The sequence below is a fragment of the Streptomyces lincolnensis genome (genome assembly GCF_001685355.1).
Taxonomy (GTDB): Bacteria; Actinomycetota; Actinomycetes; order Streptomycetales; family Streptomycetaceae; genus Streptomyces; species Streptomyces lincolnensis.
This window is the reverse complement of the sequence record NZ_CP016438.1, coordinates 9,069,624-9,093,286: the sequence shown is the minus strand read 5'-3', so window position 1 is coordinate 9,093,286 and position 23,663 is coordinate 9,069,624. Positions and strand designations below refer to the sequence as shown.

Genomic DNA, 23,663 nt, shown 5'->3' with positions numbered 1-23,663 from the left:
CGGTCAGTCCTCCCTGCTGACGGCCGCGTCGAGGAGCGGGCCGAGCTCACGGGCCACGGTCGTCAGCGGCCGGACGTCCCGCTCGGCGCGGGCCAGCAGGATCGCTCCCTCGACGGCGCTGATCATGAGGGTGGCGAGCGCACCGGCCCGCTCCTTCGGTACGCCCATGTCCGCCAGGGCCCGGGCGACCGGCTCGGTCCAGGCCGCGAACGCGGCGGCGGCCGCCTCCCGTGTGGACACGGTGGCCTCGGCGCAGTCCACCGTGGCGGCGGCCACGGGGCAGCCGCCCTCGAAGCCGACGGTCTCGTACTCGTCGGTCCACTGCCGCACCATCTCGGCGAACAGTCCGCCGGGCGTGGGCTCGGGCAGCGCGGCGAGGAAACGGGCGACCCGTCGCCCCGCGTACCGGCCCGCCCAGCCCACCGCCTCGTTGACGAGCTGTTCCTTGCCGCCGGGAAAGTAGTGCTGGAGCGAGCCGCGCGGTGCCTCGGCGTGGGCGGCCACCTCCCGCATCCCGGTGGCGGCGACCCCGTCGCGCCGGATGAGCTGCGCCGCGCTGAAGACCATCCGCTCGCGCGGCCCTCGTTCGGCCACCGCCATCCTCGACCACCACCTCGTGCCTCGGTACCTGGTTCCACCCTATGACCGCGGTCATAGTATTCCCCTACTATGACCGCTGTCATAGCCAGTGCCCGGGTGGACGGCGGCGGTCCGGCCGTCGCCCGGCCCAGAGAAGGCGGTGCGTCGTGTACGTCGGTTTCGTCGGCCTCGGGACCATGGGACAGCCCATGGCCCTCAACCTCGCCCGCGCGGGGACACCTCTCGTCGTGTGGAACCGGACGCCCGCCCGGTGCGAGCCGCTGCGCGCCGCCGGGGCCGAGGTCGCCGCGAGCCCCGCCGAGGTCTTCGGCCGGGCCGGCACCGTGATCCTGATGCTGGCCGACGAGGCCGCCGTCGACGAGGTGGTCGGGCGCGGCACCCCGGACTTCGCCGCGCGCGTCGCCGGACGCACCGTGGTCCACATGGGCACGACCTCGGCCGAGTACTCGGGCGGCCTCCAGGACGACATCCGGGCGGCGGGCGGGAGGTACGTCGAGGCGCCGGTCTCCGGTTCCCGCGTCCCGGCCGAGCGGGGCGAGCTGGTCGGCATGCTGGCGGGTGACGCCGAGGCCGTGGCGGCCGTACGGCCTCTGCTCGCTCCCGTCTGCCGGGAGCTGTTCGACTGCGGTGCGGTACCGGGGGCGCTGCTGATGAAGTTCTCGGTGAACCTGTTCCTGATCACCCTGGCCACCGGGCTGGCCGAGGCGTTCCACTTCGCCGACCGGCACGGGCTCGACCAGCGTCTGCTGCGGGACGTGCTGGACGCGGGCCCGATGGCGAGTGCCGTCTCCCGCGCGAAGGCGCCCAAGCTGCTGTCCCGCGACTTCGCGGTCCAGGCCGCGGCCGCGAACGTCCTGGAGAACAACCGGCTGATCGCCGAGGCCGCCCGCAAGGCCGGGCTGGCGTCCCCGCTGCTGGACGCCTGTCACGCCCTGTACCGCGAGACCGTGGCGCAGGGCCACGGCGGCGAGGACATGGTGGCCGTACTGCACGCGCTGGAGGCCCGGACCGGCGGCGGGTCGGACGCCGCCGTATCGAAGGTGACGGAGCACCGGGGATGAGCACGGGCACCGGCCGGGGAGCTGTCGGCGGTCATATCCGACGACCGCCGCTGCCCTCATCCGCCGCTCCCCTCATCCGCCGTTGTCCGGCCGCGGTTTGACCAGTCCGCTCTGGTAGGCGGCGACGACGAGTTGGGCGCGGTCGCGGGCGTCGAGTTTGGTCATGGCGCGCTGGATGTGGCTGCGCACGGTCAGCGGGCTGAGGACGAGGTGTTCGGCGATCTCGGTGTTGGACCTGCCGTGCGCGGCCAGGGTCATGACCTCACGCTCGCGGTCGGTGAGCGCCTTGACGGCCTCGGGGAGCGCGAGGAGGCCGTCGGTGTCCGGGGAGGCCAGGAAGCGGGTGATGAGGGAGCGGGTGGCGCCGGGCGACAGCAGGGCTTCGCCGGCCGCGACGGTACGGATGCCCGACAGCAGGACCTCGGGGCTGACGCCCTTGCCGAGGAAGCCGCTCGCTCCGGCGCGCAGGGCCTTGGCGACGTTCTCGTCGTTCTCGAAGGTGGTGAGGACGAGGATGTGGGTGTCCGACAGATCGGCCCGGGAGCAGATGGCGGCGGTGGCCGCGACGCCGTCGAGGTTCGGCATGCGGATGTCCATGAGGACCACGTCCGGCCGGTGGGTGGCGGTGAGGTCGACGGCCTCCTGTCCGTCGGCGGCCTCCGCGATCACCGTCATGTCCTCGACCGAGTCGATGAGGATGCGGAAGGTGGCCCGCAGCAGGGCCTGGTCGTCGGCGAGCAGGACACGGATGGTCATGTGGCGGGGCTTTCCTCGCTGGTGACGTGGCTGGTGAGCGGGAGGGTGCAGGCGACCTGGAAGCCGCCCTGCGGGCGGTGCCCGGCGTGGAAGGTGCCGCCCGCGGAGGTGGCGCGCTCGCGCATGGTGAGCAGGCCGAAACCGCTCCCGGGGCCGGGCGGCGCGCTCGGGCGGCCGGCGGCGGTGTCGTTGGTGACGGTCAGGGTCAGGTAGCGCGGTGTGTACGCGAGCCTGAGCTGCGCGGTGCGGGTGGCGGCGTGCTTGGTGACGTTGGTGAGGGCCTCCTGGATGATCCGGTAGGCCGTCAGGTCGAGGACGGGGGTGAGCGGGCGCTGCTGTCCCGCCACGGTGACAGTGACCTCCAGGCCGGCCGTCGCGCAGGAGTCGACCAGGCCGGGCAGCCGGTCCAGTCCCGGCGCGGGGGCCAGGTCGTCGGCGGGGTCGGTGTCCTCGCGCAGGAGTCCGACGGTGGCCTTGAGTTCGCGCAGGGCCGCGGCCGTGGTCTCCGGCAGTTTGTCGAGGATCCCGAGGGCCTGGTCGGGGTGGGTCCGCGCGAGGTGCTTCGCGGTGGCGGCCTGGGCGTCGGCCAACGTCAGGTGGTGGGCGACGACGTCGTGCAGTTCGCGGGCGATGCGCATCCGTTCCTGGATCACCCGGTGCCGTGCCTCCTCCTCGCGCCGCCGGTCGGCGTGCTCGGCGCGGGCCACGGCGTACTCGCGGCGCACCCGGACGTAACTGCCGAGGGCCGCGAACAACAGGATCCATGCCGCGGGGTTGACGACGGCGAAGAGCACGGAGTTGTGGAAGGAGGGAAGGAGCAGGCCGGTGCCCACCATGCAGCCGGTGACGATCAGCGCGCTGTTCCAGGTGGCGCGGCGGGAGACGCGCACACTCGTGGCGTACTGCGCGACCAGGAGCGGTCCCATCAGCAAGGGCGTCAGAAGGTAACCGAGCGCACCCGCCGCCATGGTGAACGCGGTGAGCACGGTGAGGACCTGCAAGGGGTGGCCGCGCCGCCAGAGCAGCGCGACACAGGAGAGGGCCGACAGGGCGATGCCGGGCCACAGGGCCAGTGTCCTGGGCGACAGCCCCCAGGTGAGCAGGACGCCGCCGACGGTGAAGGCGAACAGCAGGACCAGCCCCGCGGATTCGACGGCTTTGACATGGGGCGCCGCCCGATGCCGCCAGCTGGTGTTCATCACGCTCCGAGAGAGGTCCGAAGTACTGACATGCTCACACATCGCCGGTCGCGGCGCCGTCGTGCGGGGCGCCGCGACCCACGATGCGTGCTCTTGTGACAGGGGGCTCAGGTACGGGCCGGTTCCTGCGGCACGGTCGTCCCGCTCCCCGCCGGTCCGACGGCGGGCACCGGCGGCGCGGTGAGCCCGGCGCCCTCCACGTCGACGCGGGGCAGCAGCCGGTCGAGCCAGGCGGGCAGCCACCACGCCTTGTCGCCGAGCAGGGCCAGGACCGCGGGCACCAGCGCCATACGGACGACGAAGGCGTCGAACAGCACCGCGACGGCGAGACCGAAACCGATCGTCTTGATCATCGACTCGTCGGCCCCCATGAACCCGGAGAACACCGCGATCATGATCACGGCCGCGGCGACGACCACCCGCGCACTGTGCCGGAAGCCCGTGACGACCGCCTGGCGGGCGCCGTCCCCGTGGACGTACGCCTCCCGCATCCGGGCGACGAGGAACACCTCGTAGTCCATCGCCAGGCCGAAGACGATACCCACCAGGAAGATCGGCATCAGGCTCATGATCGGACCGGTCTGCTCCACGCCGAGCAGTGGTGCGCCCCAGCCCCACTGGAAGACGGCCACGACCGCGCCGAGGGCGGCCAGCACCGACAGCAGGAACCCGAAGGCGGCCTTGACGGGGACGAGGATCGAACGGAAGACCACCAGCAGCAGGATCAGTGCCAGGACGACGATGACGGTCAGGTACGGCACGAGCGCGTCCTGAAGGGCCTGCGCGACGTCGATGTCCATGGCCGTACTGCCGGTGACCTCGAAGGTGGCCCCGGTCTCCCGCTCGACGCCGGGGCGTTCGGCGCGGATGCTCTGCACGAGGTCCTTGGTGCGCTCGTCGTTCGGGCCGGTGGCCGGGACCGCCGAGAACAGCGCGGTGTCACCGGCCGGGTTGAACCGCGCCGGCGAGACGGACACGACGCCGCGGGTCGCGCCGATCTCCCGGGCGATGTCGGCCGCGGCCGCCTTGGGGTCCGTCGCCCCCTTGGCGTCCACCACGATCGTCAGCGGCCCGTTGAACCCGGCGCCGAAGCCGTCCGCGAGCGCGTCGTAGGCCCGCCGTTCCGTCGAGGAGACGGGCTTGGACTCGGCGCCCGGCATGCCCATCTCCAGCTGGGCGGCGGGCAGGGCGAGAGCCCCCAGTCCCGCCACGCACACCACCAGGACGGCCACCGGGCGGCGCAGCACGAAGCGCGCCCACCGGGTACCGCCGTTGTCGCGCACCCCGTCCGCAGAACCGCCCTTGCGGGTACGGCGGGACAGGACGGCCTCGGGCCACATGCCGAGCAGGGCGGGCACCAGGGTCAGGGCGATCAGGACGGCGACGACCACCGCGCCCGCGGCGCACAGGCCCATCTTGGTCAGCATCGGCACGCCCACCACCGTCAGGCCGGCCAGCGCGATGACGACCGTCAGTCCGGCGAAGACCACCGCGGAGCCGGCCGTGCCGACGGCGAGACCGGCCGCCTCACGGGCGGGATGGCCGTTCGCGCGTTCCTCCCGGTAGCGGGAGACCACGAACAGGGCGTAGTCGATGCCGACGGCGAGTCCGAGCATCGTGGCGAGCGTCCCGGTGGTCAGGGACAGGCCGAAGACGCTGCCCACGGCCAGGATGGCGGCCATGCTGATCCCGATGCCGACCATCGCGGTGAGCAGGGGCAGTCCGGCGGCCGCGAGGGACCCGAACGTGATCAGCAGGACCACGGCGGCCAGGGCGATGCCGATGACCTCCGACGAGCCGCCCGCGGCGGGCTGTTCGGCGAGCGCGTTGCCGCCGACCTCGACGGTGAGCCCGGAGTCGCGGGCGGTGTCGATCGCCTTCTCCAGGGCGGCTTTGTCGGCGTCGGTGAGGTCGCCGGCCTTCACCTCGAAGTTCACCGTGGCGTAGGCGGTGGAGCCGTCCTCGCTCACCGCCCGAGCGGTGAACGGGTCGGCGACATCGGCGACTTGGGGTTCGTCGGACGCGTCCGCCACGAATGCGCCGATGGCGGCGCGGTGGTCGGCCGCGGTCACCTTCTGTCCTTCGGGGGCGACGAACACGATTCGCGCGCCGGCGCCGTTCGCGTCCGAGCCGGGGAAGCGCTCGCCGATCAGGTCGGACGCCTTCTGCGCCTCGATGCCGGGCATGAACGACGTGCCGTCGTCCGAGGCGGCGGGGGCACTGGCCGCGCCGACGCCGACGGCGCCGAGCACCACCGCCCACAACAACGCCACGAGCCAACGGCGTTGGAAGGCGGTACGGCCCATCCGATAGAGCAAGGTAGCCACGGGAAAGGGATCTCCAGATCAGGGTCGGGGTGGATCCCCAGCCTGACCGGAGGGCGGGTGCCGGCACATCGTGCCCGTGCTCGCATTGCCGCTTGGTGCCGTCGCACCACCTGACCCGGTCTTCTCCTACTCGAGGATGAGAAGAGGCCCCGGGCCCTCGCCCCCTGCCCCACGGCGCTCGGGTCAGGCTCCGTACTGCAAGACCCCCAGAACCTGACTGCCCTGGTCGAGTACGGCCTTCTCAAAGCGGTCCGACGGGGTGTCGTCGGCGACGAGGCCAGCGGGCAGGGACAGGCCGGCCTTCGCCGGCTGATGGGCCGGGACGCCTACTGGCTCGACACCGCCGTCTCCGGGAACTGTGGCACGCCCTCCGTCTCGACGTCCGTCAAGCGCACCCTGACGGCGACCAACTGACACCTGGAACCTGACACGGCACGAACCAGCGTGGGGCTTTCCCGGAGGAGGCGGCCCCACACGCGTACGAGAAGCGGATCGGCGCCTCGGCCGCACACGGTCACTCCTCACCCCAGCTGAGCGACCCCTTGTCCACCCGCGCGGGCCACCCGTCCCAGCTGCCGCTCTCCAGGGCTTGCGCGAACGACGCCAGCAGCGTCCCCAGCGAGGGGAAGACCTCGCGCGGAACAGAGCCCTCGCCGTACTCCAGCACGGAGAAACCGGACGCCCCGCAAGCGTCCACGGCGTATCCGTAGTACTGCCCTTCGACGTCCTGGACGACTGGGACCCAGGAAACCCTCCAGTAGCCGTCCAGGCCGTTCTCTTCCTCCGTCCGCCGCCACTTGGCATACTCCCTGGCGATCTCCGCGCATCCCAGAAGAATCCTTCCGTAGGGGAAGATCGCCGAGTCGAGATGACGGACGGGAATCACCCGCCCGTCGGGAAGCACCCGCGAGGTGTCCTTCGCCGTGCTGCCGTTGTTCATCCGCAGCAACGCCTCGAGCACATGGGGCACGTCGAACCCCAACGCCTCACGCAGACCCGCGATGTCCTCATCCGTCGCCGGCCCGCCCAGCGCCCGCGCGCTGACCGGCGCGTTCACCGTCAGCCAGTACGCTGTCCGCCCCCACGCCGACCGCACATCCTCTGTTTCAGACACTTCAGCCACACCGCCTCACTGTTCGGCCCGACCATAAGAGACCGAGGCGGCCGAAACCGTGGTGGCGTTGAGGCACGGGACGGGTTCGACACGCGGTCACCACACCTGGGTCAGTCAGGGGGTGGTGGAGACGCGGCACGCTGCTCGGCTCTGGTGACGCGTTCCCCCAGGGCCCGGGTGCGGTCGTAGAGATCGACCAGGGTCACGCCGTTCGCCACCACGCCGGGGCGCTGCCAGTGCCTCCGCACACATTCCTCTCGGCTCTCCTGCGTCGACTGCTGGTACCACTCCCACCTCGATCATGTCGGCGGCGCCAACCTGATCAGAGACCGCGACGCGCCGCACGCCAAGTTCGTGATGGGGCACCCCCATCGGCACCCAACCCCCTGGTGAGGGGCCGCGCCGGCACCATGTCCTAGCGCGACCCAGGGGTCAGGTCGGGCGCGAGGGGACGGACGGTGGTTTTCGGGGGAGGAGAGGAGGAGGGGACGGCGCCGTGGCGGCGTTGGCGTCGGCTGTACTCGGTGATGGCCTGCCACAGGTCACGTCGGTCGTTGTCGGGCCAGTAGCCGGGGGTGAAGTACAGCTCAGCGTAGGTGGCGTGCCAGGGAAGGAAGTTGGAGGTGCGCTGTTCGTTGCCGGTGCGCCACAGCAGGTCCACGTCCGGCATGTGGGGGTGGGGCAGATGGCGGGCGAAGTCGTCCTCGCCGAGGAGGCGGGGGTCTACTTCACCTTCTCGGGCTGCCTGGGCGAGTGCCGCGGCTGTCCGGGCAATCTCGTCGCGGCCGCCGTAATTGAGGCAGATAGTGAGTGTCAGTCCGGTGCGGTCACGGGTGCGGTGCTCTTCGCGCCTGAGGGCATGGACGAGTTCCTCGGGCAGTTTGTCGGGCCGGCCGGACCAGCGCTGGCGCACGTCCAGGTCACGGAGGGGGCCCTCGTCGAGTTCGCGTTGGAATGCCGCCAGGATCGTGGTGATCTCCTCTGTGCCGCGTTGCCAGTTCTCGGTGGAGAACGCGTAGAGGGTCAGGTGGCGCAGACCGATCTCCAGGGCGCCGTAGACCATCTCGTGCGCGACGGCGGTGCCGACGCGGTGGCCTTCATGACGGGGCAGGCCGCGCTGTTCTGCCCAGCGGCCGTTGCCGTCCATGATGACCGCCACGTGGCAGGGCATGTGGTGAGCGGCGATCTGCGGGGGCCGGACGCCGTCGCGGTGCGGTGGCGGAGGCCGGAGCCCGGCGACGCCACCGGCTTCCGGGCTCGGACCCCTCACGCCCACCACAGGTGGTCGAGGACCCGGCACGGTCAGGGGGGTCAGGCTCCAGGCCAGGGCCGAGCGGAGGCGGGCGGGTCCCAGCACGCGGACGCGGGCCACGACGGACGGGCGCGGAGCGCGTTTCAGCAGCGTGGGACCGGCCGCGTCGATGGCGTCGAGTTGGGCGCGCATCAGTTCTGCCGCCGTGTCGAGCACGGTGGCGGCACCCGGGTGCATTCCTCTCGTCATGGCGGGCCTGGTCACCCGTCGGCGCGCAAGGGCGGTCAGTTCGGCGACCAACGCCGCCACGGCCGGACTCCAGCGCCCCTGCACCAGGTCCGCTTCCGCGCCGGGGAAGGGTTCCAACGCTTCCTGCGGCACGAGGAGGTGGCCGTCGGCGAGGTCGGTGCTCAGGTCGGTGAGAACGTCGGTGAGCTGGGCGCCGTCGACGAAGTGTTCGTAGTCGGCCTGCCGGTCCAGCCGTAGCGTCATCGGTGCGCCGGCCTGCTCGAACAGCTGCCGTACCTGATCGACCCAGGGCACGATTTCTTCGTTGCTCCAGGCCCGCCACGCGGCCCAGTCGGGGAGACGCAGACCGTGGTCGTCGTCTCGCGCCCTGGCCATCGCGCCCTCCAGGTTGGACAGGTCCAGACGCCATCGACCGGCGGTGTCCACCAAGGCGTACCGAATCGGATCGGTGCTCGTGCCCGCCGCCAGATCGTGCTTCAGCGCCCTGGTCCACGCCTCGACGCGCGCCGAGCGCTCGGCCCACTCCGCGCCGCGTTCGTCTGCCAGGTCGTCAAGGACGCTGGCAGCCGCCCACAAGGCCCAGCCCGCCGGGCGCAGGATGGCCGGCATGAGCTGGATGAGGGCGTAGATCCCGGGATCGTGCGCTCGTGTGGTGCGGCGGCACAGCCGGTAGGCCGCCCGCAGGACGGGGTCTTCGCCCATCAGCGCACGGGTGGTGGCTCGGCCCCGCCACGCGTGCGTGGCCGTGTCGAGGGGCGCGCGGGTGGGCTGCGTTTTCTTGCGCATCTCGGGACGTGGACCTCAGGGTGCTTCCGTGTCGGGCGCCGCAGCCGATGGCGCGGCAGTTCGGCGCGGCGCGGGAAGGGAGCCGGCACCGCTTCCCGGCACAGGCTCAGGGGACTGTGTGGTGACGGGCAGGGCGCTGCGGGTGCTGCGGCAGAAGCCCATCAGGGCGATCAGGGCAGCTCCCGCGAACCAGGTGAGCTGGATGGCCAGATGGCGCGGCACCGGGTGTGTGGAGAACCCCGCCGCCGTGCTGACCTGCATGGCTCCGTAGGAGGGCAGGTAGCGCATGACCGGGTTGTCGGCCCCGGAGCTGGTGACCGGGTTCTGCAGCGCGAGGTCGATGATGCTGGTCATCACGATGGCGAACATGCCCTCGACCTCCCGGCGCAGCACCGAGCCGAAGCCGACGCCGAGGGCGCCGTAGGTGAGCCCGGCGCTGAACAGCGCGGCGGCGAGCAGCAGAGGCTGCCGGGGGGTCCAGACCAGGCAGGTCACCGCCGTGGCGTAGGCGGCGACCGCCGCCGAGACCAGAGCCAGTGCGGTGACCTTGGCCAGGACGAGGTGGGCGCGGGGGTAGCCGGCCATCGCCAGTCGGCGGTCGAAGCGGTTTCCGGAGAAGGTGGCGGCGAACATCATGAATCCGGTGATCAGGGTGACCGCGTTGAGCGCGCCGCTGATCTCGGTCAGTTCGTTGCCGTGGGGCGCCAGCGTCTCCCCGGTGGCACGCAGGCGCATGTGCGCCCGGGTGTTGGGCATGGCCAGGTAGGCAAGGGTCGTCCACAGGGGGACGAACAGGGTCACGAGGGCCATGGCGAACCGGTTGCGGCCGTGCTCGGTCAGCGCGAATCCGGTGGCGAGAGCGAACCGGGTCAAGTGAAACCTCACGTGGTCACCGCCTGGTCCGGGCGGAGTACCCCGGCGTCCAGACGCCACAACTCGTCCAGGCGCTCGGTGTCGTACGCCAGGTGGGAGACGACCAGGACCGAACGTCCCGCATCGCGCAGCCGCACGGCGAGATCCCAGAATCGCTGGTAGGTGTCCCAGTCGAACCCCTGATACGGCTCGTCCAGCAAGAGCACCTGCGGATCGTGCATCAGCGCCAGCGTCACGTTCAGCTTCTGCCGCGTCCCGCCGCTGAGAGTCCCTGCCCGCTCATCGGCGTAACCGGCGAACCCCAGCACGTCCATCACCTGCTCGGCGTACCGCAGATCGGTCAGCCGATAGGCCCTCTGGAAGAACCTCAAGTGCTGCCGGACAGTCAGCGCGTCGTTGAGGACCACGTGCTGCGGGCAGTAACCGAACCGACCACCATGACGGACCGTGCCGCGTGAGGGCCGCATCTCACCGGAAAGGATCTTCAGAAGAGTTGATTTGCCGGCGCCGTTCTCCCCGACGATCCCACACAACGTCCCTGCCCGAAGCCGTATGTCAATGCCCCGCAGGACCACACGCTGACGGTAGGCATGATGCACATCCCTGACCTCCACCCCCGCCTCCCCCATGCAACCGGACCAACCACGACCGGGTTTCCCAACGACCATGGCGCGGAGAAGATACGGGCCCCCATGTCAACGGTTCGACGTCAGTGTGCCAACTGGCGTGCGGACGGGGAGCGCAGCGCCTTGGCCACCTTGCGGCCGGCGCTGGGCACGGCAGACCGGCGTCGTCCGGGCTGCTGCCTGCGTGATCAACCTGAAACGCGACAGAGCGCACAAGGTGTTGTCAATGCCACGCCGCTCCAGGCGAGTTGAGCGCACGGCGCCAGGCCCACCCGGCACATGATCTTGGTGGGGTTCGCGGAGCCAGAGGATGAGTGGGACGAGGTGCAGTCCGGCCCGGTAGCGGGCGGCGAGTTCGTCGAAGCGGGTCACGATCGCCCGGAACCACTTGAACCGGGCGAAGCAGCGTCCGACGGCGTTGCGGGCCTTGCAGAGCTTGCGGTCGAAGGCCGGGGGCCTGCCACCGACCCGTCCACGCCGGACCCGGTCGGCTTTCCGGTCTGTCCGTTCCGGGACGACCGCCCGGATGCCACGCCGGCGCAGGACCTGGCGCATCCCCCGCGACGAATACGCCCTGTGCGCGATGACGGCTTCGAGTCTGGAGCGCGGACGTCCCACGCCGGCCGGGGCACCTTCAAGGTGTCCAGGACCGCGCCGAACACATGCGAGCAGCGCCGTCCCTCCGCAACGCCCGAGCCGACCGCCGGCCAGGTCAGCATCGATCCGGCCACCACAGAACCCGCAAACACCTGCGCGCGAGCCCCGAAGCTTGGAGAAGATCCCCTCACCCAAGCCTGACGAGGCGTCAGCAAAGTCAGTATCAGTTCAGCATGAGTCCTGCCTCAGCCGCCCACAGACAGCCACACCGTGGAATCGCGAACCGCACCGGCCTGAGCCGGCCGGCTGCTTGGACGCCTTCCGACAAGCAGGTGGAAGACAGCGAGAACCACCCGACCACCTGCCGCCCTGCCGCCCTGCCGCCCTGCCGCCCTGCCGCCCTGCCGCCACCAACGCTGACGCGTTTCCGCAGGTCATCGCATCCTTCCCCGCGGTTTCAACGGCACCGGAGGCAGGTCCGGTGCGGGCAGTGGAGCCCCGTCGTACCCCTTCACCTCCCCGAACCGCGACCCTTCCATCCAGTCCCGACGAGCCTGCTCGATCTCCTCCTGGGTCCGCCCGATCCAGTTCCAGAACATGATCAGCTCCTCCTCGAACGGCTCGCCGCCCAGGAGCATCAGGCCCGCGTCCGACACGGCGCGCAGGGGCAGTTCGGTGCGGCCGCAGCCGAGGTAGAGCATCGAGCCCGGCAGAAGCGGCACGCCGTCCACGTGGGCCTCGCCGGACATGGAGAGCACGGCGTACTCGAAGTCCGGTTCCAGCGGCAGGCGTACGTCGGCGCCGTGGGCGAGGGTGAGGTCGGCGCCGACGATCGGGGTGTACGCCGTACCGGGCGAGGTGGCGCCGTCGAGGGAGCCGAGGATGAGCGTGGCCGTCAGGCCCGGTGCCGTGATGTGGGGCAGCTCGGCGTGGTGCTCGAAGTGCGGCTCGGTGTGGCGGTGGCCGTCCGGGAGGGCGACCCAGAGCTGGGCGCCGTGCAGGAAGCGGGCATGCGACCCGGGGCTCTCCTCGGAGTGGCTGATCGCCCGGCCGGAGGTCATCAGGCCCAGTTCGCGGGGGCGGATGGTCTGGAGGCTGCCGGTGGAGTCGCGGTGCAGCACCTCTCCCTCGTGCAGCCAGCTCACCGTCTGGAGCCCCATGTGCGGGTGGGGTGGCACCTGCATACCGGGCTCGTCGGCGATGTCGTCGGGGCCGTAGTGATCCACGAAGCACCACGCGCCCACCATGCGTCGGCCCAGGTTGGGCAGCAGTCGGCGGACCTCGGTGGACTCGCCGAGCTTGACGCGGCGCGGGCTGAGGAGTTCACGCACCGGCTCCGCCACCACGAAACCGCGGCCGCCGCACAGGGCGGGAACCGGCGCCCGATCAAGATTGCTCATGCCGCTCAACCTAGCCCCGTGCGCTCTTCCGCGTCAGGCCGACGAGCCGTCACCATTTAATAGCCATGGATATAATCGCCATGTACAGTAAATGACCTGACCGGGTATCCCAAGCCAGTCGTCGAGGAGTCCTCATGACCACCGCCACCACCCCCACCGTCAACGGCCGCGTCATCGGCCTTGCCCACTACGCCGGCCGCGCGATCGTGGAGTCCTTGCTGCCCCGCTACGGCGTCACGTTCCAGCAGCTGGTCACCCTGCGCCCGGCCGCGGTTGCCGACGCCCCCGTCGAGCGTGACGAACTGGTCCGCCAGGTCGTAGACGGCCTCAAGGTCGACCCGGTCGAGGCGCAGGGTGCCGTAGAGGCGCTGATCGCCAAGGGGCTGCTGGCGCCGGAGGCGTCCCTCGTGCGGGTCACCGACAGCGGGCGGGACCTGTACGCCGCGACCTCCGCCGAGACGGCAGAGATCTCCGCCCGGATCTACGCCGGAATCCCCGCCGAGGATCTGGCCGCGGCCGGGCGTGTCCTGACCCTGGTCACCGAGCGGGCGAACAAGGAGTTGGCCGCCCTGTCCCGGTAGCAGCAGCGGCGGGACAGTGGAATGTTCCACCGTCTCGCACGGTTGGAGCACGCGAAGGAGGTCAGCGGTGAACACGACGTACTACGACCACGGGACACCGGCGGAGCGCTGGGAGCGTGCCCGGATGTTCTTCGACGCCAAGGACTACGCCGCCGCGGCGCGCGTACTGGGCGGCCTGGTCGAGGAGGTGCCGGAACAGACCGGCCCACAGCTGCTGCTGGCCCGCGCCTACTATCACTCGGCCCAACTGCGCCGCGCGGAGACCGAGTTGCGTGTCATCGTCGAGCGGGACCCGGTGGAGCACTACGCGCGGCTGATGCTCGGCCGCACCCTGGAGCGACAGGGTCGGCGGGAGGAGGCGGAGCCGCATCTGCGCCTCGCCTCCGCGCTCGCGGGCGACTTCGAGCAGCTCTGAAGAAGTCCCTGAAGTTCGAAGCACCCGTCGTCACGGTCCCACGCGTCATTTCGAGCCCGGCCCCCGAACAGGAGCCGGGCTCGAACCACGTCCCGAGCAGGCCCCGTCACCCCACGCCGACCCCGTTCGCCCGCCCCCGCCGATGGGCGATCTCCCCAAGGACTACGTCCACCGCGATGAACGCAGCCAGCGGAATGCCCAGCAGCGGCACGAAGTAGCCGACGACGGCGATGGCCGCCACGCACGGCAGCAGGATCTGCGGGGGTACCTGCTGCCAGGCGCCGCGTGGGATCGGGCGGCCGAAGGCGGAGCCGCGGCCACGCTGCCACCACATGCGGTAGCCCCAGACGATCAGCAGGATCAGGGAGAGCGCGAGGAGCATCAGGGCGATCTGGTTGACCAGGCCGAAGAGGGTTCCCGTGTGCAGGTCGATGCCCCAGCGGGTCAGCTTGGCCAGCAGAGGGTAGTCGGCGAACCGCAGGACGTCGGCGACCTCGCCGGTGGCCGGGTCGACCGCGACCGCGTCCTGCTTCTCGGGCCAGCTGCGCTGGACCTGCTTGACGACGTACGCGGACGAGGCGTCGGCGGGCGGGACGATCTCGACGGGGTCGCCCAGGCCCTCGGCACGGGCGGCGGACAGGACCTTGTCGAGGCCGACCCCGTGGGCGGCGTCCCCGGCCGTGGCGGAGGCTCCGTGGCCCGTGTGGTCGCCGCCGGCCGTCGCCGTGACCGACGGGGTGGCCTGCCCGAGCGAGGTGCGCAGCTCGTCGATGTTCGCCCCGGCGTAGGTCGACCAGGTCAGTCCGGTCGCCGACAGGAACAGGAACCCGGTCGCCGCCCAGGCCCCGACGGTGCCGTGCAGCCCGAGGGTGCGGCGGCGGCCGCTGGTGCCGCGCAGCTTGCGCCGGGCACGGCGGCGGGAGAACCACAGCGCGAGCCCGCCGAGCGCGATCACGGCCAGCCAGCTGGCGGCGAGTTCGCTGTAGAGGCGGCCGGTCTGGCCCAGGTGCAGATCGCGGTGGAACTCGTCGATCCAGGTGCGCAGGGGGAGCGCGCCGGTCGAGCCGTACTGTTCGAGCGAACCCTTGACCTGCGCGGTGTACGGGTCGACGAACACGGCGAGCGTGTGGGTCGGGTCGACGCCCTCGACGCCGGACAGCAGCACCCTGGTGGTCGCGTCGTCCGCGGGCGAGGGCCGTACTGCCGCGACCGAGCCCTCGGGGTGTGCCTTGCGGGCGGCTGTCACCTGTTCGGATATCGGCAGCTTGGCGTCGCCGACGGCGGAGACGGTCAGCTCGTCGGCGTAGACGAGTTTCTCCGCCTGGAACGAGCCGGCGTACAGGAAGCCGGTGAGGGCCGCGACGAGCAGGAACGGAGCGACGAGCACTCCCGCGTAGAAGTGCAGCCGCAGGATCAGCGGGCGGAGCGGGGCCCATCTGCTGCGGGTCGACGCCGGTTCGGCGGCGGGCTGCGGGGCCTCGTCCGTGGTGGGCGAGGGAGCGGTGGACATCGGCGGGGTTCTCCCTGGGCAGGGGACGTTTCTCGGTTGTGGCCTTCCAGATGTCGGGGGAAGGCGGTGTCGAGTTCCCGCGCATGCGAGTGACCTGCGTCACATGGTGGTGCGGGGTCCGGTGAGGCTCCGTGGCATGCTGGCGCGATGGTTTCCTCTCCCCGTGATCACGTCCCCGTCGCCGACCTCGTCGAGGAACTCCTCTCCACGGACGGGCCGTTGACCATCGTCGAGGCCGGGGAGCCCGTGCTGCGGCGCGGCACCGAGCCCTTCGACGGCCAGCTGGACCCCGCCCTCCTCGCCCGCTTCGTCGAGGCCCTGCGCGTGACGATGCACGCGGCGCCGGGCGTGGGCCTGGCCGCGCCCCAGGTGGGGGTGCCGCTGCGTATCGCGGTCATCGAGGATCCCGCGCCGGTTCCCGAGGAGGTACGGCTGGCCCGCGGACGGGTGCCGCAGCCGTTCCGGGTGCTGGTCAACCCGTCCTACGAGCCGCTGGGCACCGTCCGGGCCGCGTTCTTCGAGGGCTGTCTGAGTGTGCCCGGCTGGCAGGCGGTGGTGGCCCGGCCCGCCGAGGTGCGGCTGACGTGCGAGGACGAGAGCGGCCGGCCGGTGGACGAGGTCTTCAGCGGCTGGCCCGCCCGGATCGTCCAGCACGAGACCGACCACCTCGACGGCACGCTCTACCTCGACCGCGCGGACCTGCGGTCCCTGTCGTCGAGCCGGGCGATGGCGGAGCGGTGGACCCAGCCGACGCCCCGGGAGGCGGCGGAGTCGCTGGGCTTCGACCTTCCGTAGTCACGCCACAGGCGTGTCACCGGCACTGTCCGGCGGCGCCGGTACGCGGCCGGTGGCGAGGTAGGTGCCGATCTCCTCGGCCAGGTGCGGGCATTGGTCGGTGGGGTGGTCGTTCGGGCAGGACAGCAGATGGGTGAGGTAGGCGTGGGCAGCGGTCAGCCGGGCGAGCTGCGCCTCGCACTCGGCGACGCGCGCTCCCACCGCCGTACGCCAGTCCTGGTCCTTGCCGGTGCCGTCGAGCAGGGCGGAGATCTCCGGCAGGCTCATCATCGCGGTCTTCTGCAGGAGCTGGATCAGTGCGATACGGCGTATGTCGGCGTCGTCGTACACGCGCCGCCCGGAGAGTCGGGCCGGGGTGAGCAGACCGCACCGCTCCCACCAGCGCAGGGTGGACACGGCGACGTCGAAGCGGCCCGCGACTTCGCCGATGCTCCGGCCGGGGGACGCCGGGGTCCTGGTTGACATGAAGTCGACTTTAGGTCGGAGGCTGAACACCTCGCAATGAAAACCGTTGCCGAAGGATGGTTCATGTCTCAACGCCCTGGATGGCAGCTGCCCTTGGGACTGATGCTGGGCGCGTTCATCGCCCTGCTGGACGTCTCGATCGTGACCGTCGCACTGCCCGACATCGGATCCGATCTGAACACAGGCACTTCTGGCATGCAGTGGGTCGTCGACGCCTACACCCTGCCCCTGTCCGCGCTGCTGCTGGCCGGCGGAGTGCTCGGCGACCGGTGCGGCCGCAAGCGCACCTACCTGACGGGCATCGTCGTCTTCACCCTCGCCTCGCTCGGCTGCGCGCTCGCCCCATCCGTCGGTGCCCTGATCGCCGCCCGCGCTGTCCAGGGGGCCGCGGCCGCGCTCGTCTTCACCGGCACGCTGTCGAACCTTGCCCAGGCGTATCCCGAGCCGCGTGAACGCGCCCGGATCATCGGCCTGAACGGCGCCGTCGGCGGATCCGCGATCGTGATCGGGCCGCTGCTCGGCGGTGTGCTGGTCGACAGCGTCGGCTGGCGAAGCATCTTCCTGATCAACCTGCCGGTCGGGCTGCTCATCCTCTGGCTCGGTGCCCGGTCCCTGCCGGAGACCTCCGATCCGGACCACGCCCACCTCGACCTCACCGGCCAGGTCCTCGCCCTGGTACTGCTCGGAACCCTCACTTACGGACTGATCGAGAGCCACGCACACGGCTGGGCCTCCGCGCACACGGTGGCACCGCTGTTCACGGCCTTCGCCGCGCTGGTGCTCTTCATCTGGTGGGAACGGCGCAGTCCCCGCCCGATGCTGCCGGTGCGGCTCTTCCGTGACAGGGGATTCACCGTGCCCAACGTCTGCTCGTTCGTCCTCGGCTTCGGCACCAGCGCGGTGTTCTTCCTGCTCTCGCTCTACCTCCAGCAGGTCCAGGGACGCTCGGCCATCCAGACGGGGCTGCGTTTCCTCCCCCTGACACTGTCCATCTGCGCCGTGGCGCCTGTCGCCAGCACACTGTGCGCGAAGTTCGGAGCGATCCGCGTCATGGTGGTCGGCTACCTGGTGTCGGCGGCGGGGCTCGCCGGTCTCCTCCTGCTCGACGTCGACACGGGGCTGGGCACCCTCGCCGTGGTCTCCGTCGTCCTCGGTGCGGGCATGGGCGCGGCCATCGGTCCCACGCAGCTCGCCGGGGTGGCCGCACTGCCGGTGCGGCAGTCGGGGCTGGCCGCCGCGACCATCAGCACGACCCGGCAGGTGGGCACCGCGCTGGGGGTCGCCGTCCTGGGACTCATCGTTGCCACCAGTGCCGGTGCCGGGCCGGGAACCGAGGGTTTCGCCGACGGGTTCGTTCGCGGGCTGCACATCTCGGCCGCGGTCACGGCGGCCTCGACCCTTGCCGCCGCCGTGCTGCTGACCCCGCTGGCTCGCCGGACGCGACCGGCTGTCATCCCCGCCCACGCACGGCAGTCGGCAGACCAGAGCCTCGGGATGAAGGAACGGAGGGAGGGATAAGCGGTGGCTGGCACTGGCCTGCTGTCCGAATACAGCAGGCGGACAGGCCCGGCACCCTCAAGCCGGTATGCCGGGCCTTGCCGCAGCAGCGGGATCGTGCAGGTCAAGCAGGGTGCGGCGGCATCTGCACGTCAGTTGTCCCGGTAGGCCTCCAGCAGCCGCAGCCACACCTCGCTGATCGTCGGATACGACGGCACCGCGTGCCACAGCCTGCTGATCGGTACCTGGCCGGCGACCGCGATGGTGGCCGAGTGGATCAGTTCGCCGACGCCGGGGCCCACGAAGGTGACGCCGAGGAGGATCTCGCGTTCGAGGTCGACGACCATGCGGGCGCGGCCGCGGTAGCCGTCGGCGTAGAGGCCGGCGCCGGAGACGGAGGCGAGGTCGTAGTCGACGGCGCGGACGCGGTGGCCGGCCTGTTCCGCCTCCGCCAGGGAGAGGCCCACGGAGGCCGCCTCGGGATCGGTGAAGACGACCTGGGGGACGGCGCCGTGGTCGGCGGTGGCCGTGTGGGCGCCCCAGGGCTCGGACTCCAGCCGGTCGGTGCCGGAGGCGCGGGCGGCGATGGCGGCGCCCGCGATACGGGCCTGGTACTTGCCCTGGTGGGTGAGGAGGGCGCGGTGATTGACGTCGCCGACGCCGTACAGCCATTCGCTGCCGGTGACGCGCAGGCTGTCGTCGACGTCCAGCCAGGAGCCGGGTTCCAGGCCGACGGTGTCGAGGCCGATGTCGTCGGTGCGCGGGGCCCGGCCGGTGGCGAAGAGGATCTCGTCGGCCTCGATACGGTCGCCGGTGTCGGTGACCGCCACGACCGTGCCGTTCTGCCGGCTGACGGATTCCACGGACGTGCCGGTGCGGACGTCGACACCCGCCTCGCCGAGCGCCTCGGCGACGAGTTCGCCCGCGAAGGGCTCCATCCGGTTCAGCAGGCCCTTGCCGCGGACGAGGAGGGTGACCTGCGAGCCGAGGGCCTGCCAGGCGGTGGCCATCTCGGTGGCGACCACTCCCCCGCCGACGACGATCAGCCGGCCGGGCGCCGCCTTGGCGCTGGTGGCCTCGCGGCTCGTCCAGGGCCGCACGTCCGCGAGGCCCGGCAGTCCGGGCAGGACGGCGCGGGTGCCGGTGCAGACGGCGACGGCGTGCCGGGCGGTGAGCACCTTCTGTGTCCCGTCGGGGCCGGTGACCGTGACCGTGCGGGGTCCGGAGAGGCGGCCGTGGCCGCGGTGGACGTCGGCCCCGATGCTGTCGAGCCACTGGACCTGGCCGTCGTCCTTCCAGTGGGAGGTGTAGTAGTCGCGGTGGGCGAGGACCGCCTCCGTGTCGAGAGGTCCCTGGACCGCCTCCTTGAGTCCGGGTGTGCGGCGGGCGTCGGCGCGGGCGATGACCGGGCGCAGCAGGGCTTTGCTGGGCATGCACGCCCAGTACGAGCATTCGCCGCCGACCAGTTCGCTCTCCACGACCGCGGTGGAGAGGCCGGCCGCACGGGTGCGGTCGGCGACGTTCTCCCCCACGGGCCCGGCACCGAGCACCACGACGTCGTAGGCGATGGATTCCGTTTCCGTCATGGGGCCAGTCTGGTGGGTGGTGTGCGCTCAGGCCACATGGGTACGCGCGCGGAATACCTACCCGGTCGGCCGTGTTGTGGCCGACGGCTTCGCCCCCGATACGAGGAAGAGGGATCACGCCATGAGCAGCACCGTGGAGCTCACCAAGGAGAACTTCGACCAGACGGTCACGGACAACGAGTTCGTGCTGATCGACTTCTGGGCGGAGTGGTGTGGTCCGTGCCGGCAGTTCGCGCCGGTCTACGAGAAGGCTGCCGAGGCCAATCCGGACCTGGTGTTCGGCAAGGTGGACACCGAGGCGCAGCCGGAGCTGGCCGCGGCCTTCGGTATCCAGTCGATTCCCACGCTGATGATCGTCCGTGACCAGGTCGCGGTGTTCGCCCAGCCGGGCGCCCTGCCCGAGGCCGCCCTCACGGACGTCATCGGGCAGGCTCGCAAGCTGGACATGGACGAGGTGCGCAAGTCGGTGGCCGAGCAGCAGGCCCAGGCCGAGCAGAGCGGCCAGTAGTCGGCCGTAGCGACGGACCTTAGAACGGGTACGGCGCCACGTCCGAGCGCACCGTCGTCCAGCGCAGCTCGGTGAAGGCCTCCAGGTTGGCCTCGCCGCCGAAGCGGGCGCCGGTGCCGGACGCGGCGATGCCTCCGAAGGGGGCGACGGCCTCGTCGTTCACCGTCTGGTCGTTGATGTGGACGATGCCGGTCGGGATCCGCTCGGCCAGGTCGAGGCCGCGGGCGGCGTCCCGGGTCACGATGCCGAGCGAGAGGCCGTAGGGGCCGGCCGCCGCCAGGGCGGCCGCCTCGTCGGGCGTGCTGAACGACCGTACGGGCGCCACGGGACCGAACACCTCCTCCGCGTACGCGGGGGTGGCGTCGTCCACGTCGGCCAGGACCGTCGGCCGGTAGAAGAGGCGGTCGTGGGTGCCGCCGGCGGCCAGCTTGGCGCCGCGGGCGGTGCTGGCCTCCACCAGGCCGTGCACCTTGGCGAGCTGGCCGTCGTCGATGATCGGGCCGAGATGGACCTGCTCGCGGTGCGGGTCGCCGACGGCGAGGGAGTCGGCCTTCGCCGCCAGCCGCTCGATGTATTCGTCGTACAGGGAGCTGTGGACCAGGTGGCGGCCGGTCGTCATGCAGATCTGGCCCTGGTGGAAGAAGGAGCCCCAGGCGGCCGTGGAGATGACCGCGTCGATGTCGGCGTCCTCCAGCACGACCAGGGCGGAGTTGCCGCCCAGTTCCAGGTGTGCGCGCTTGAGGTGGCGGCCTGCCGCCTCGCCGACGGCGCGGCCCGCCGCGGTGGAGCCGGTGAAGGAGATGATGAGGATCCGCGGGTCGGCGACCAGGGCCTGACCGGCGTCGGGTCCGCCCGGCAGGACGTGGAACAGCCCCTCCGGCAGGCCGGCTTCGGCGAAGATCGCGGCGAGGGAGAGCCCGCCGCAGACGGCCGTCCGCGGGTCCGGCTTCAGGACGACCGCGTTGCCGAGGGCGAGCGCCGGGGCGACGGAGCGGATGGAGAGGATCAGCGGGGCGTTGAAGGGGGAGATCACGCCGACGACGCCGGCCGGGACCCGACGGGTGTAGGACAGCCGGGCCGCCTCGCTGGGCAGGACCTGTCCGGCCGGGCGGGAGGCGAGTGCGGCGGCCTCGTAGCACTCCTGGGCCGCGACGTGCAGTTCGAAGTCGGCCTTGCCGGGAATGGATCCGGACTCCCGGACCAGCCACTCGCGCAGTTCTTCGGCGTGCGCGGTGAACAGGTCACCGGCCTTGCGCAGCACGCCCGCACGGACGAAGTGCGGGACGCGGGCCCAGTCGCTCTGCGCGCCCCGGGCGGTCTCCGCCGCCACGGCGACGTCCTCCGCCGTGGCGAGGCGCACGACGCCGAGCGAGTCGCCGGTGGCGGGCTCGGTGACGGCGTGTTCGGGTCCCCCCAGGGTTCGGGGCTGCCAGGTTTTGGGGTCGAGCAAAGGCATGTTCGGCTCTCCGTTCGTCACCGGCGGGACTCAACAGGCGGAAGCCCTGTACGGCTTCCCAACTTGTTGAGCATGCAACATCCTAGCCACGCCCTGCCGGGAATGCAGCGCATGTCGTACCGAGAAGTAACCCAACTCCCCTACCTTTCAAGGGAGTTGAGCCGCTTCCGGCTCCGTCCCCGGGTCAGCTGGACTCGCGATGCACCATCGAGGCGCCCAGCACCGTGTGGGTCTCGGTCGCGGCGCCGGGGTTGCGCACCGCGCGGTCGACCAGCTCGGCGAGGTCGCGCCCTGAGGGCAGTTCGACGTGGACCGTACTGAGCCGGGGTCTCAGCAGGCGGCCGAGCATCAGGTCGTCGGCGCCGATCACCGCCGTGTGCCCGGGTATGTCGATGTCCTCGTCCTGGAGGGCCCGCATGAGCAGCATCGCGTACTCGTCGTTGTAGGCGAACACGGCGTCCAGGCCGAGCTCGCGCCAGCGGGCGGCGAGCCGGGCGGCGGCCGACTCCTCGTAGGCGAGGGGCAGTTCGACGACCGTGGCGTCCGTGCCGCGCAGGGCGCGCCGTACGCCTGCGAGACGGGGAGCGGAGAAGGACTCCAGACCGGACTCCTCGGGCACGACGACTCCGATACGGCGTCTGCCGCGGGCGTACAGGTGCGCGCCCGCGCAGTGGCCGACGGCCTCGTGGTCCAGGAGCAGGGCATGGGCGCCCTCCACGGACTCCGAGGCCAGGGTGACCACCGCCCGGGCCCCGGAACGCTTGAGCACCGTCACGCCCTTCGTGCCGAGGTCCGACCCCGGCACCAGCACCGCGACCGGCCGCAGCTCGGCCCAGGCGCGGGCGGCCTCGTCACCGCGGACGCCGACCGCGCCGTACTGCACGACGGTGTAGTCGAGGCGCCCCAGTGCCCACTGGAGCTCATCGAGGAACCGACTGTAGAGCGGGCCCACCGGGAAGTCCGGTGCGGGCATCAGCACCATACGGCTGTGTCCGGCGCGCAGGCTGCGGGCCGCCGCGTGCGGCACGTACCCGAGTTCCTTGGCGGCCTCACGGACGCGACGGCGCGTGGGCTCGCTGATCCGGACGGCGCTGGTGTTGTTGAGGACGTAGGAGACGGTCGCGCGCGAGACGCCGGCCAGGCGGGCCACATCGGCGCTCGTGGGGACAGAGCGCGGTACGGGCGACGCGGGAACGGGCGTTTTCGGTATCTGCACCATGACGTACCGCATCTTTGCAGAATCTGTGCTCAAGCTTACGACTGGGGGAACTCAGTTGCAGGCTCAACTATTCACACCCCCGGGTGCACCCGTCCCCGGCTCAGCTCGTCACACGGTCCACCAGGTCGTCCCACCCGGCCTCCAGCCGCTCCAGTGGCATCCCGCACTGCCTGGTCAGATGGTGGATCAGCACGGGGCTGAGATACCCCGTCAGGGTGTGGGACAGCAGCTCGCTGTCCGCGTCCGGTACGGCCTGCCGCAGCAGCAGCGCCAGATGGCCGCGCAGCAGCCGGCGCGCCGGAACGGAGAACCGCCGCTCCGGGCTCGGCTCGGCCGCCAGTTGCAGATCCAGTTCGTCCACCGAGCGGCGCAGCAGGGCGTGCCCGACCGCCCGCAGCCGCTCCACGGGGGGCGCACCCGGCCCGAGCGGCGGCGGACCGCTCAGAAAGGCGGCCTGGAACTTCCGCTCGGAGTGATCGAGCAGCGCCGTCAGCAGGCCGGTCCGGTCACCGAAGCGCCGGAAGACCGTGCCCTTGCCCACGTTCGCCGCGACAGCCACCGCCTCCATCGTCACCCCGGCCGCCCCGTGCTCGGCCACCAGTCGCGCGGCGGCCTCCAGGAGCCTGGCCCGGTTGCGGGCGGCGTCGGCGCGCAGGCAGGGTTCATCCTCGGGAGCGCCGAGCTGGAGCAACTGGGGTTCGTCGACGGGCGGTTCGGGCTGGTCGGCGAGGGGTGGCGGGAAGGCGGACATGAAAACAGCGTAAAGCACGAGGAAGAAAACTGGACCGCGG

General features: G+C 71.4%; 21 protein-coding genes and 1 pseudogene. 6 read left to right on the top strand and 16 right to left on the bottom strand.

Features of this window, described 5'->3' with window-relative positions; genetic code table 11:
* Nucleotides 1–3 precede the first annotated feature (3 nt).
* Nucleotides 4–600, bottom strand: a complete 597-nt coding sequence (locus tag SLINC_RS40140) for a TetR/AcrR family transcriptional regulator (protein ID WP_067443340.1) — start codon at nt 598–600, stop codon at nt 4–6.
* A gap of 176 nt (nt 601–776) precedes the next feature.
* Between SLINC_RS40140 and SLINC_RS40135 the strand changes: the two genes are divergently transcribed.
* Nucleotides 777–1,661: an NAD(P)-dependent oxidoreductase gene (locus tag SLINC_RS40135; protein WP_237282011.1), complete on the top strand. Its 885-nt coding sequence runs from the start codon at nt 777–779 to the stop codon at nt 1,659–1,661.
* A gap of 72 nt (nt 1,662–1,733) precedes the next feature.
* On the opposite strand, the gene SLINC_RS40130 is transcribed toward SLINC_RS40135, so the two are convergent.
* From SLINC_RS40130 to SLINC_RS40095, 9 genes and pseudogenes are all read right to left on the bottom strand, one after another.
* Nucleotides 1,734–2,417, bottom strand: coding sequence for a response regulator transcription factor (locus tag SLINC_RS40130; RefSeq protein WP_067443338.1), 684 nt, complete (start codon nt 2,415–2,417; stop codon nt 1,734–1,736).
* Nucleotides 2,414–3,616, bottom strand: a complete 1,203-nt coding sequence (locus tag SLINC_RS40125; protein WP_067443337.1) for a sensor histidine kinase — start codon at nt 3,614–3,616, stop codon at nt 2,414–2,416. The genes SLINC_RS40130 and SLINC_RS40125 overlap by 4 nt, the downstream gene beginning before the upstream one ends.
* Before the next feature lie 107 nt (nt 3,617–3,723).
* Nucleotides 3,724–5,943, bottom strand: a complete 2,220-nt coding sequence (locus tag SLINC_RS40120; protein WP_067443336.1) for an MMPL family transporter — start codon at nt 5,941–5,943, stop codon at nt 3,724–3,726.
* A 514-nt stretch (nt 5,944–6,457) separates the two neighbouring features.
* A complete protein-coding gene (locus SLINC_RS40115) occupies nt 6,458–7,057 on the bottom strand; it encodes an SMI1/KNR4 family protein (RefSeq protein WP_225988452.1) in 600 nt (199 codons plus the stop codon).
* Between the two features lie 415 nt (nt 7,058–7,472).
* On the bottom strand, nt 7,473–9,344 hold the full coding sequence (gene uppS / locus SLINC_RS40110) for a polyprenyl diphosphate synthase (protein WP_079164958.1): 1,872 nt from the start codon (nt 9,342–9,344) through the stop codon (nt 7,473–7,475).
* Between the two features lie 15 nt (nt 9,345–9,359).
* On the bottom strand, nt 9,360–10,229 hold the full coding sequence (locus tag SLINC_RS40105; RefSeq protein WP_067443334.1) for a hypothetical protein: 870 nt from the start codon (nt 10,227–10,229) through the stop codon (nt 9,360–9,362).
* Complete coding sequence (locus SLINC_RS40100) at nt 10,226–10,831, bottom strand: ABC transporter ATP-binding protein (RefSeq protein WP_067446261.1); 606 nt, start codon at nt 10,829–10,831, stop codon at nt 10,226–10,228. The genes SLINC_RS40105 and SLINC_RS40100 overlap by 4 nt, the downstream gene beginning before the upstream one ends.
* Nucleotides 10,832–11,125: 294 nt before the next feature.
* Nucleotides 11,126–11,511: pseudogene (locus tag SLINC_RS46690) on the bottom strand (transposase); the annotation flags it as partial.
* 363 nt (nt 11,512–11,874) lie between these two features.
* Nucleotides 11,875–12,840 carry a pirin family protein gene (locus SLINC_RS40095; protein WP_067443333.1) on the bottom strand — a complete coding sequence of 322 codons (966 nt, stop codon included), beginning with the start codon at nt 12,838–12,840 and terminating at the stop codon, nt 11,875–11,877.
* A gap of 134 nt (nt 12,841–12,974) precedes the next feature.
* Between SLINC_RS40095 and SLINC_RS40090 the strand changes: the two genes are divergently transcribed.
* Both SLINC_RS40090 and SLINC_RS40085 read left to right on the top strand, forming a co-directional pair.
* Nucleotides 12,975–13,421 (top strand): hypothetical protein, encoded by a 447-nt coding sequence (locus SLINC_RS40090; RefSeq protein ID WP_067443332.1) that lies wholly within the window; start codon nt 12,975–12,977, stop codon nt 13,419–13,421.
* Between the two features lie 67 nt (nt 13,422–13,488).
* Nucleotides 13,489–13,836, top strand: coding sequence for a tetratricopeptide repeat protein (locus SLINC_RS40085; RefSeq protein WP_067443331.1), 348 nt, complete (start codon nt 13,489–13,491; stop codon nt 13,834–13,836).
* Between the two features lie 106 nt (nt 13,837–13,942).
* Here the strand turns inward: SLINC_RS40085 and SLINC_RS40080 are convergent, their stop codons facing one another.
* Nucleotides 13,943–15,346, bottom strand: a complete 1,404-nt coding sequence (locus tag SLINC_RS40080; RefSeq protein WP_067443330.1) for a PepSY-associated TM helix domain-containing protein — start codon at nt 15,344–15,346, stop codon at nt 13,943–13,945.
* Between the two features lie 147 nt (nt 15,347–15,493).
* Here SLINC_RS40080 and SLINC_RS40075 point away from each other — a divergent pair, with 147 nt between their 5' ends.
* Nucleotides 15,494–16,141 (top strand): peptide deformylase, encoded by a 648-nt coding sequence (locus tag SLINC_RS40075; protein WP_067443329.1) that lies wholly within the window; start codon nt 15,494–15,496, stop codon nt 16,139–16,141.
* Here the strand turns inward: SLINC_RS40075 and SLINC_RS40070 are convergent, their stop codons facing one another.
* On the bottom strand, nt 16,142–16,606 hold the full coding sequence (locus SLINC_RS40070) for a MerR family transcriptional regulator (RefSeq protein WP_067443328.1): 465 nt from the start codon (nt 16,604–16,606) through the stop codon (nt 16,142–16,144). It abuts the gene before it with no gap.
* A gap of 63 nt (nt 16,607–16,669) precedes the next feature.
* Between SLINC_RS40070 and SLINC_RS40065 the strand changes: the two genes are divergently transcribed.
* Nucleotides 16,670–18,124 carry an MFS transporter gene (locus tag SLINC_RS40065; RefSeq protein WP_159425392.1) on the top strand — a complete coding sequence of 485 codons (1,455 nt, stop codon included), beginning with the start codon at nt 16,670–16,672 and terminating at the stop codon, nt 18,122–18,124.
* A 131-nt stretch (nt 18,125–18,255) separates the two neighbouring features.
* On the opposite strand, the gene SLINC_RS40060 is transcribed toward SLINC_RS40065, so the two are convergent.
* A complete protein-coding gene (locus SLINC_RS40060; RefSeq protein WP_067443326.1) occupies nt 18,256–19,689 on the bottom strand; it encodes a dihydrolipoyl dehydrogenase family protein in 1,434 nt (477 codons plus the stop codon).
* Between the two features lie 121 nt (nt 19,690–19,810).
* Between SLINC_RS40060 and trxA the strand changes: the two genes are divergently transcribed.
* Nucleotides 19,811–20,197: a thioredoxin gene (trxA, locus tag SLINC_RS40055; RefSeq protein WP_067443325.1), complete on the top strand. Its 387-nt coding sequence runs from the start codon at nt 19,811–19,813 to the stop codon at nt 20,195–20,197.
* A gap of 19 nt (nt 20,198–20,216) precedes the next feature.
* On the opposite strand, the gene SLINC_RS40050 is transcribed toward trxA, so the two are convergent.
* The 3 genes from SLINC_RS40050 to SLINC_RS40040 form a co-directional block, all read right to left on the bottom strand.
* Nucleotides 20,217–21,653 carry a benzaldehyde dehydrogenase gene (locus SLINC_RS40050; protein ID WP_067443324.1) on the bottom strand — a complete coding sequence of 479 codons (1,437 nt, stop codon included), beginning with the start codon at nt 21,651–21,653 and terminating at the stop codon, nt 20,217–20,219.
* 184 nt (nt 21,654–21,837) lie between these two features.
* Nucleotides 21,838–22,872, bottom strand: a complete 1,035-nt coding sequence (locus SLINC_RS40045; RefSeq protein WP_067446259.1) for a LacI family DNA-binding transcriptional regulator — start codon at nt 22,870–22,872, stop codon at nt 21,838–21,840.
* Nucleotides 22,873–22,972: 100 nt separating this feature from the next.
* Entirely contained in the window at nt 22,973–23,623 is a 651-nt protein-coding gene (locus SLINC_RS40040) for a TetR/AcrR family transcriptional regulator (RefSeq protein WP_067443323.1), read from the bottom strand.
* Between the last annotated feature and the right edge of the window lie 40 nt (nt 23,624–23,663).

What these genes read in the sequence shown, in the direction of transcription:
- SLINC_RS40040 (WP_067443323.1), bottom strand. Translation starts at nt 23,623, where the DNA reads ATGTCCGCCTTCCCGCCACCCCTCGCCGACCAGCCCGAACCGCCCGTC.
- uppS (WP_079164958.1), bottom strand. Translation starts at nt 9,344, where the DNA reads ATGCGCAAGAAAACGCAGCCCACCCGCGCGCCCCTCGACACGGCCACG.
- SLINC_RS40065 (WP_159425392.1), top strand. Translation starts at nt 16,670, where the DNA reads ATGTCTCAACGCCCTGGATGGCAGCTGCCCTTGGGACTGATGCTGGGC.
- SLINC_RS40125 (WP_067443337.1), bottom strand. Translation starts at nt 3,616, where the DNA reads ATGAACACCAGCTGGCGGCATCGGGCGGCGCCCCATGTCAAAGCCGTC.
- SLINC_RS40135 (WP_237282011.1), top strand. Translation starts at nt 777, where the DNA reads ATGGGACAGCCCATGGCCCTCAACCTCGCCCGCGCGGGGACACCTCTC.
- SLINC_RS40140 (WP_067443340.1), bottom strand. Translation starts at nt 600, where the DNA reads ATGGCGGTGGCCGAACGAGGGCCGCGCGAGCGGATGGTCTTCAGCGCG.
- SLINC_RS40075 (WP_067443329.1), top strand. Translation starts at nt 15,494, where the DNA reads ATGGTTTCCTCTCCCCGTGATCACGTCCCCGTCGCCGACCTCGTCGAG.
- SLINC_RS40050 (WP_067443324.1), bottom strand. Translation starts at nt 21,653, where the DNA reads ATGCCTTTGCTCGACCCCAAAACCTGGCAGCCCCGAACCCTGGGGGGA.
- trxA (WP_067443325.1), top strand. Translation starts at nt 19,811, where the DNA reads ATGAGCAGCACCGTGGAGCTCACCAAGGAGAACTTCGACCAGACGGTC.
- SLINC_RS40080 (WP_067443330.1), bottom strand. Translation starts at nt 15,346, where the DNA reads ATGTCCACCGCTCCCTCGCCCACCACGGACGAGGCCCCGCAGCCCGCC.
- SLINC_RS40090 (WP_067443332.1), top strand. Translation starts at nt 12,975, where the DNA reads ATGACCACCGCCACCACCCCCACCGTCAACGGCCGCGTCATCGGCCTT.
- SLINC_RS40070 (WP_067443328.1), bottom strand. Translation starts at nt 16,606, where the DNA reads ATGTCAACCAGGACCCCGGCGTCCCCCGGCCGGAGCATCGGCGAAGTC.
- SLINC_RS40095 (WP_067443333.1), bottom strand. Translation starts at nt 12,840, where the DNA reads ATGAGCAATCTTGATCGGGCGCCGGTTCCCGCCCTGTGCGGCGGCCGC.
- SLINC_RS40045 (WP_067446259.1), bottom strand. Translation starts at nt 22,872, where the DNA reads ATGGTGCAGATACCGAAAACGCCCGTTCCCGCGTCGCCCGTACCGCGC.
- SLINC_RS40130 (WP_067443338.1), bottom strand. Translation starts at nt 2,417, where the DNA reads ATGACCATCCGTGTCCTGCTCGCCGACGACCAGGCCCTGCTGCGGGCC.
- SLINC_RS40060 (WP_067443326.1), bottom strand. Translation starts at nt 19,689, where the DNA reads ATGACGGAAACGGAATCCATCGCCTACGACGTCGTGGTGCTCGGTGCC.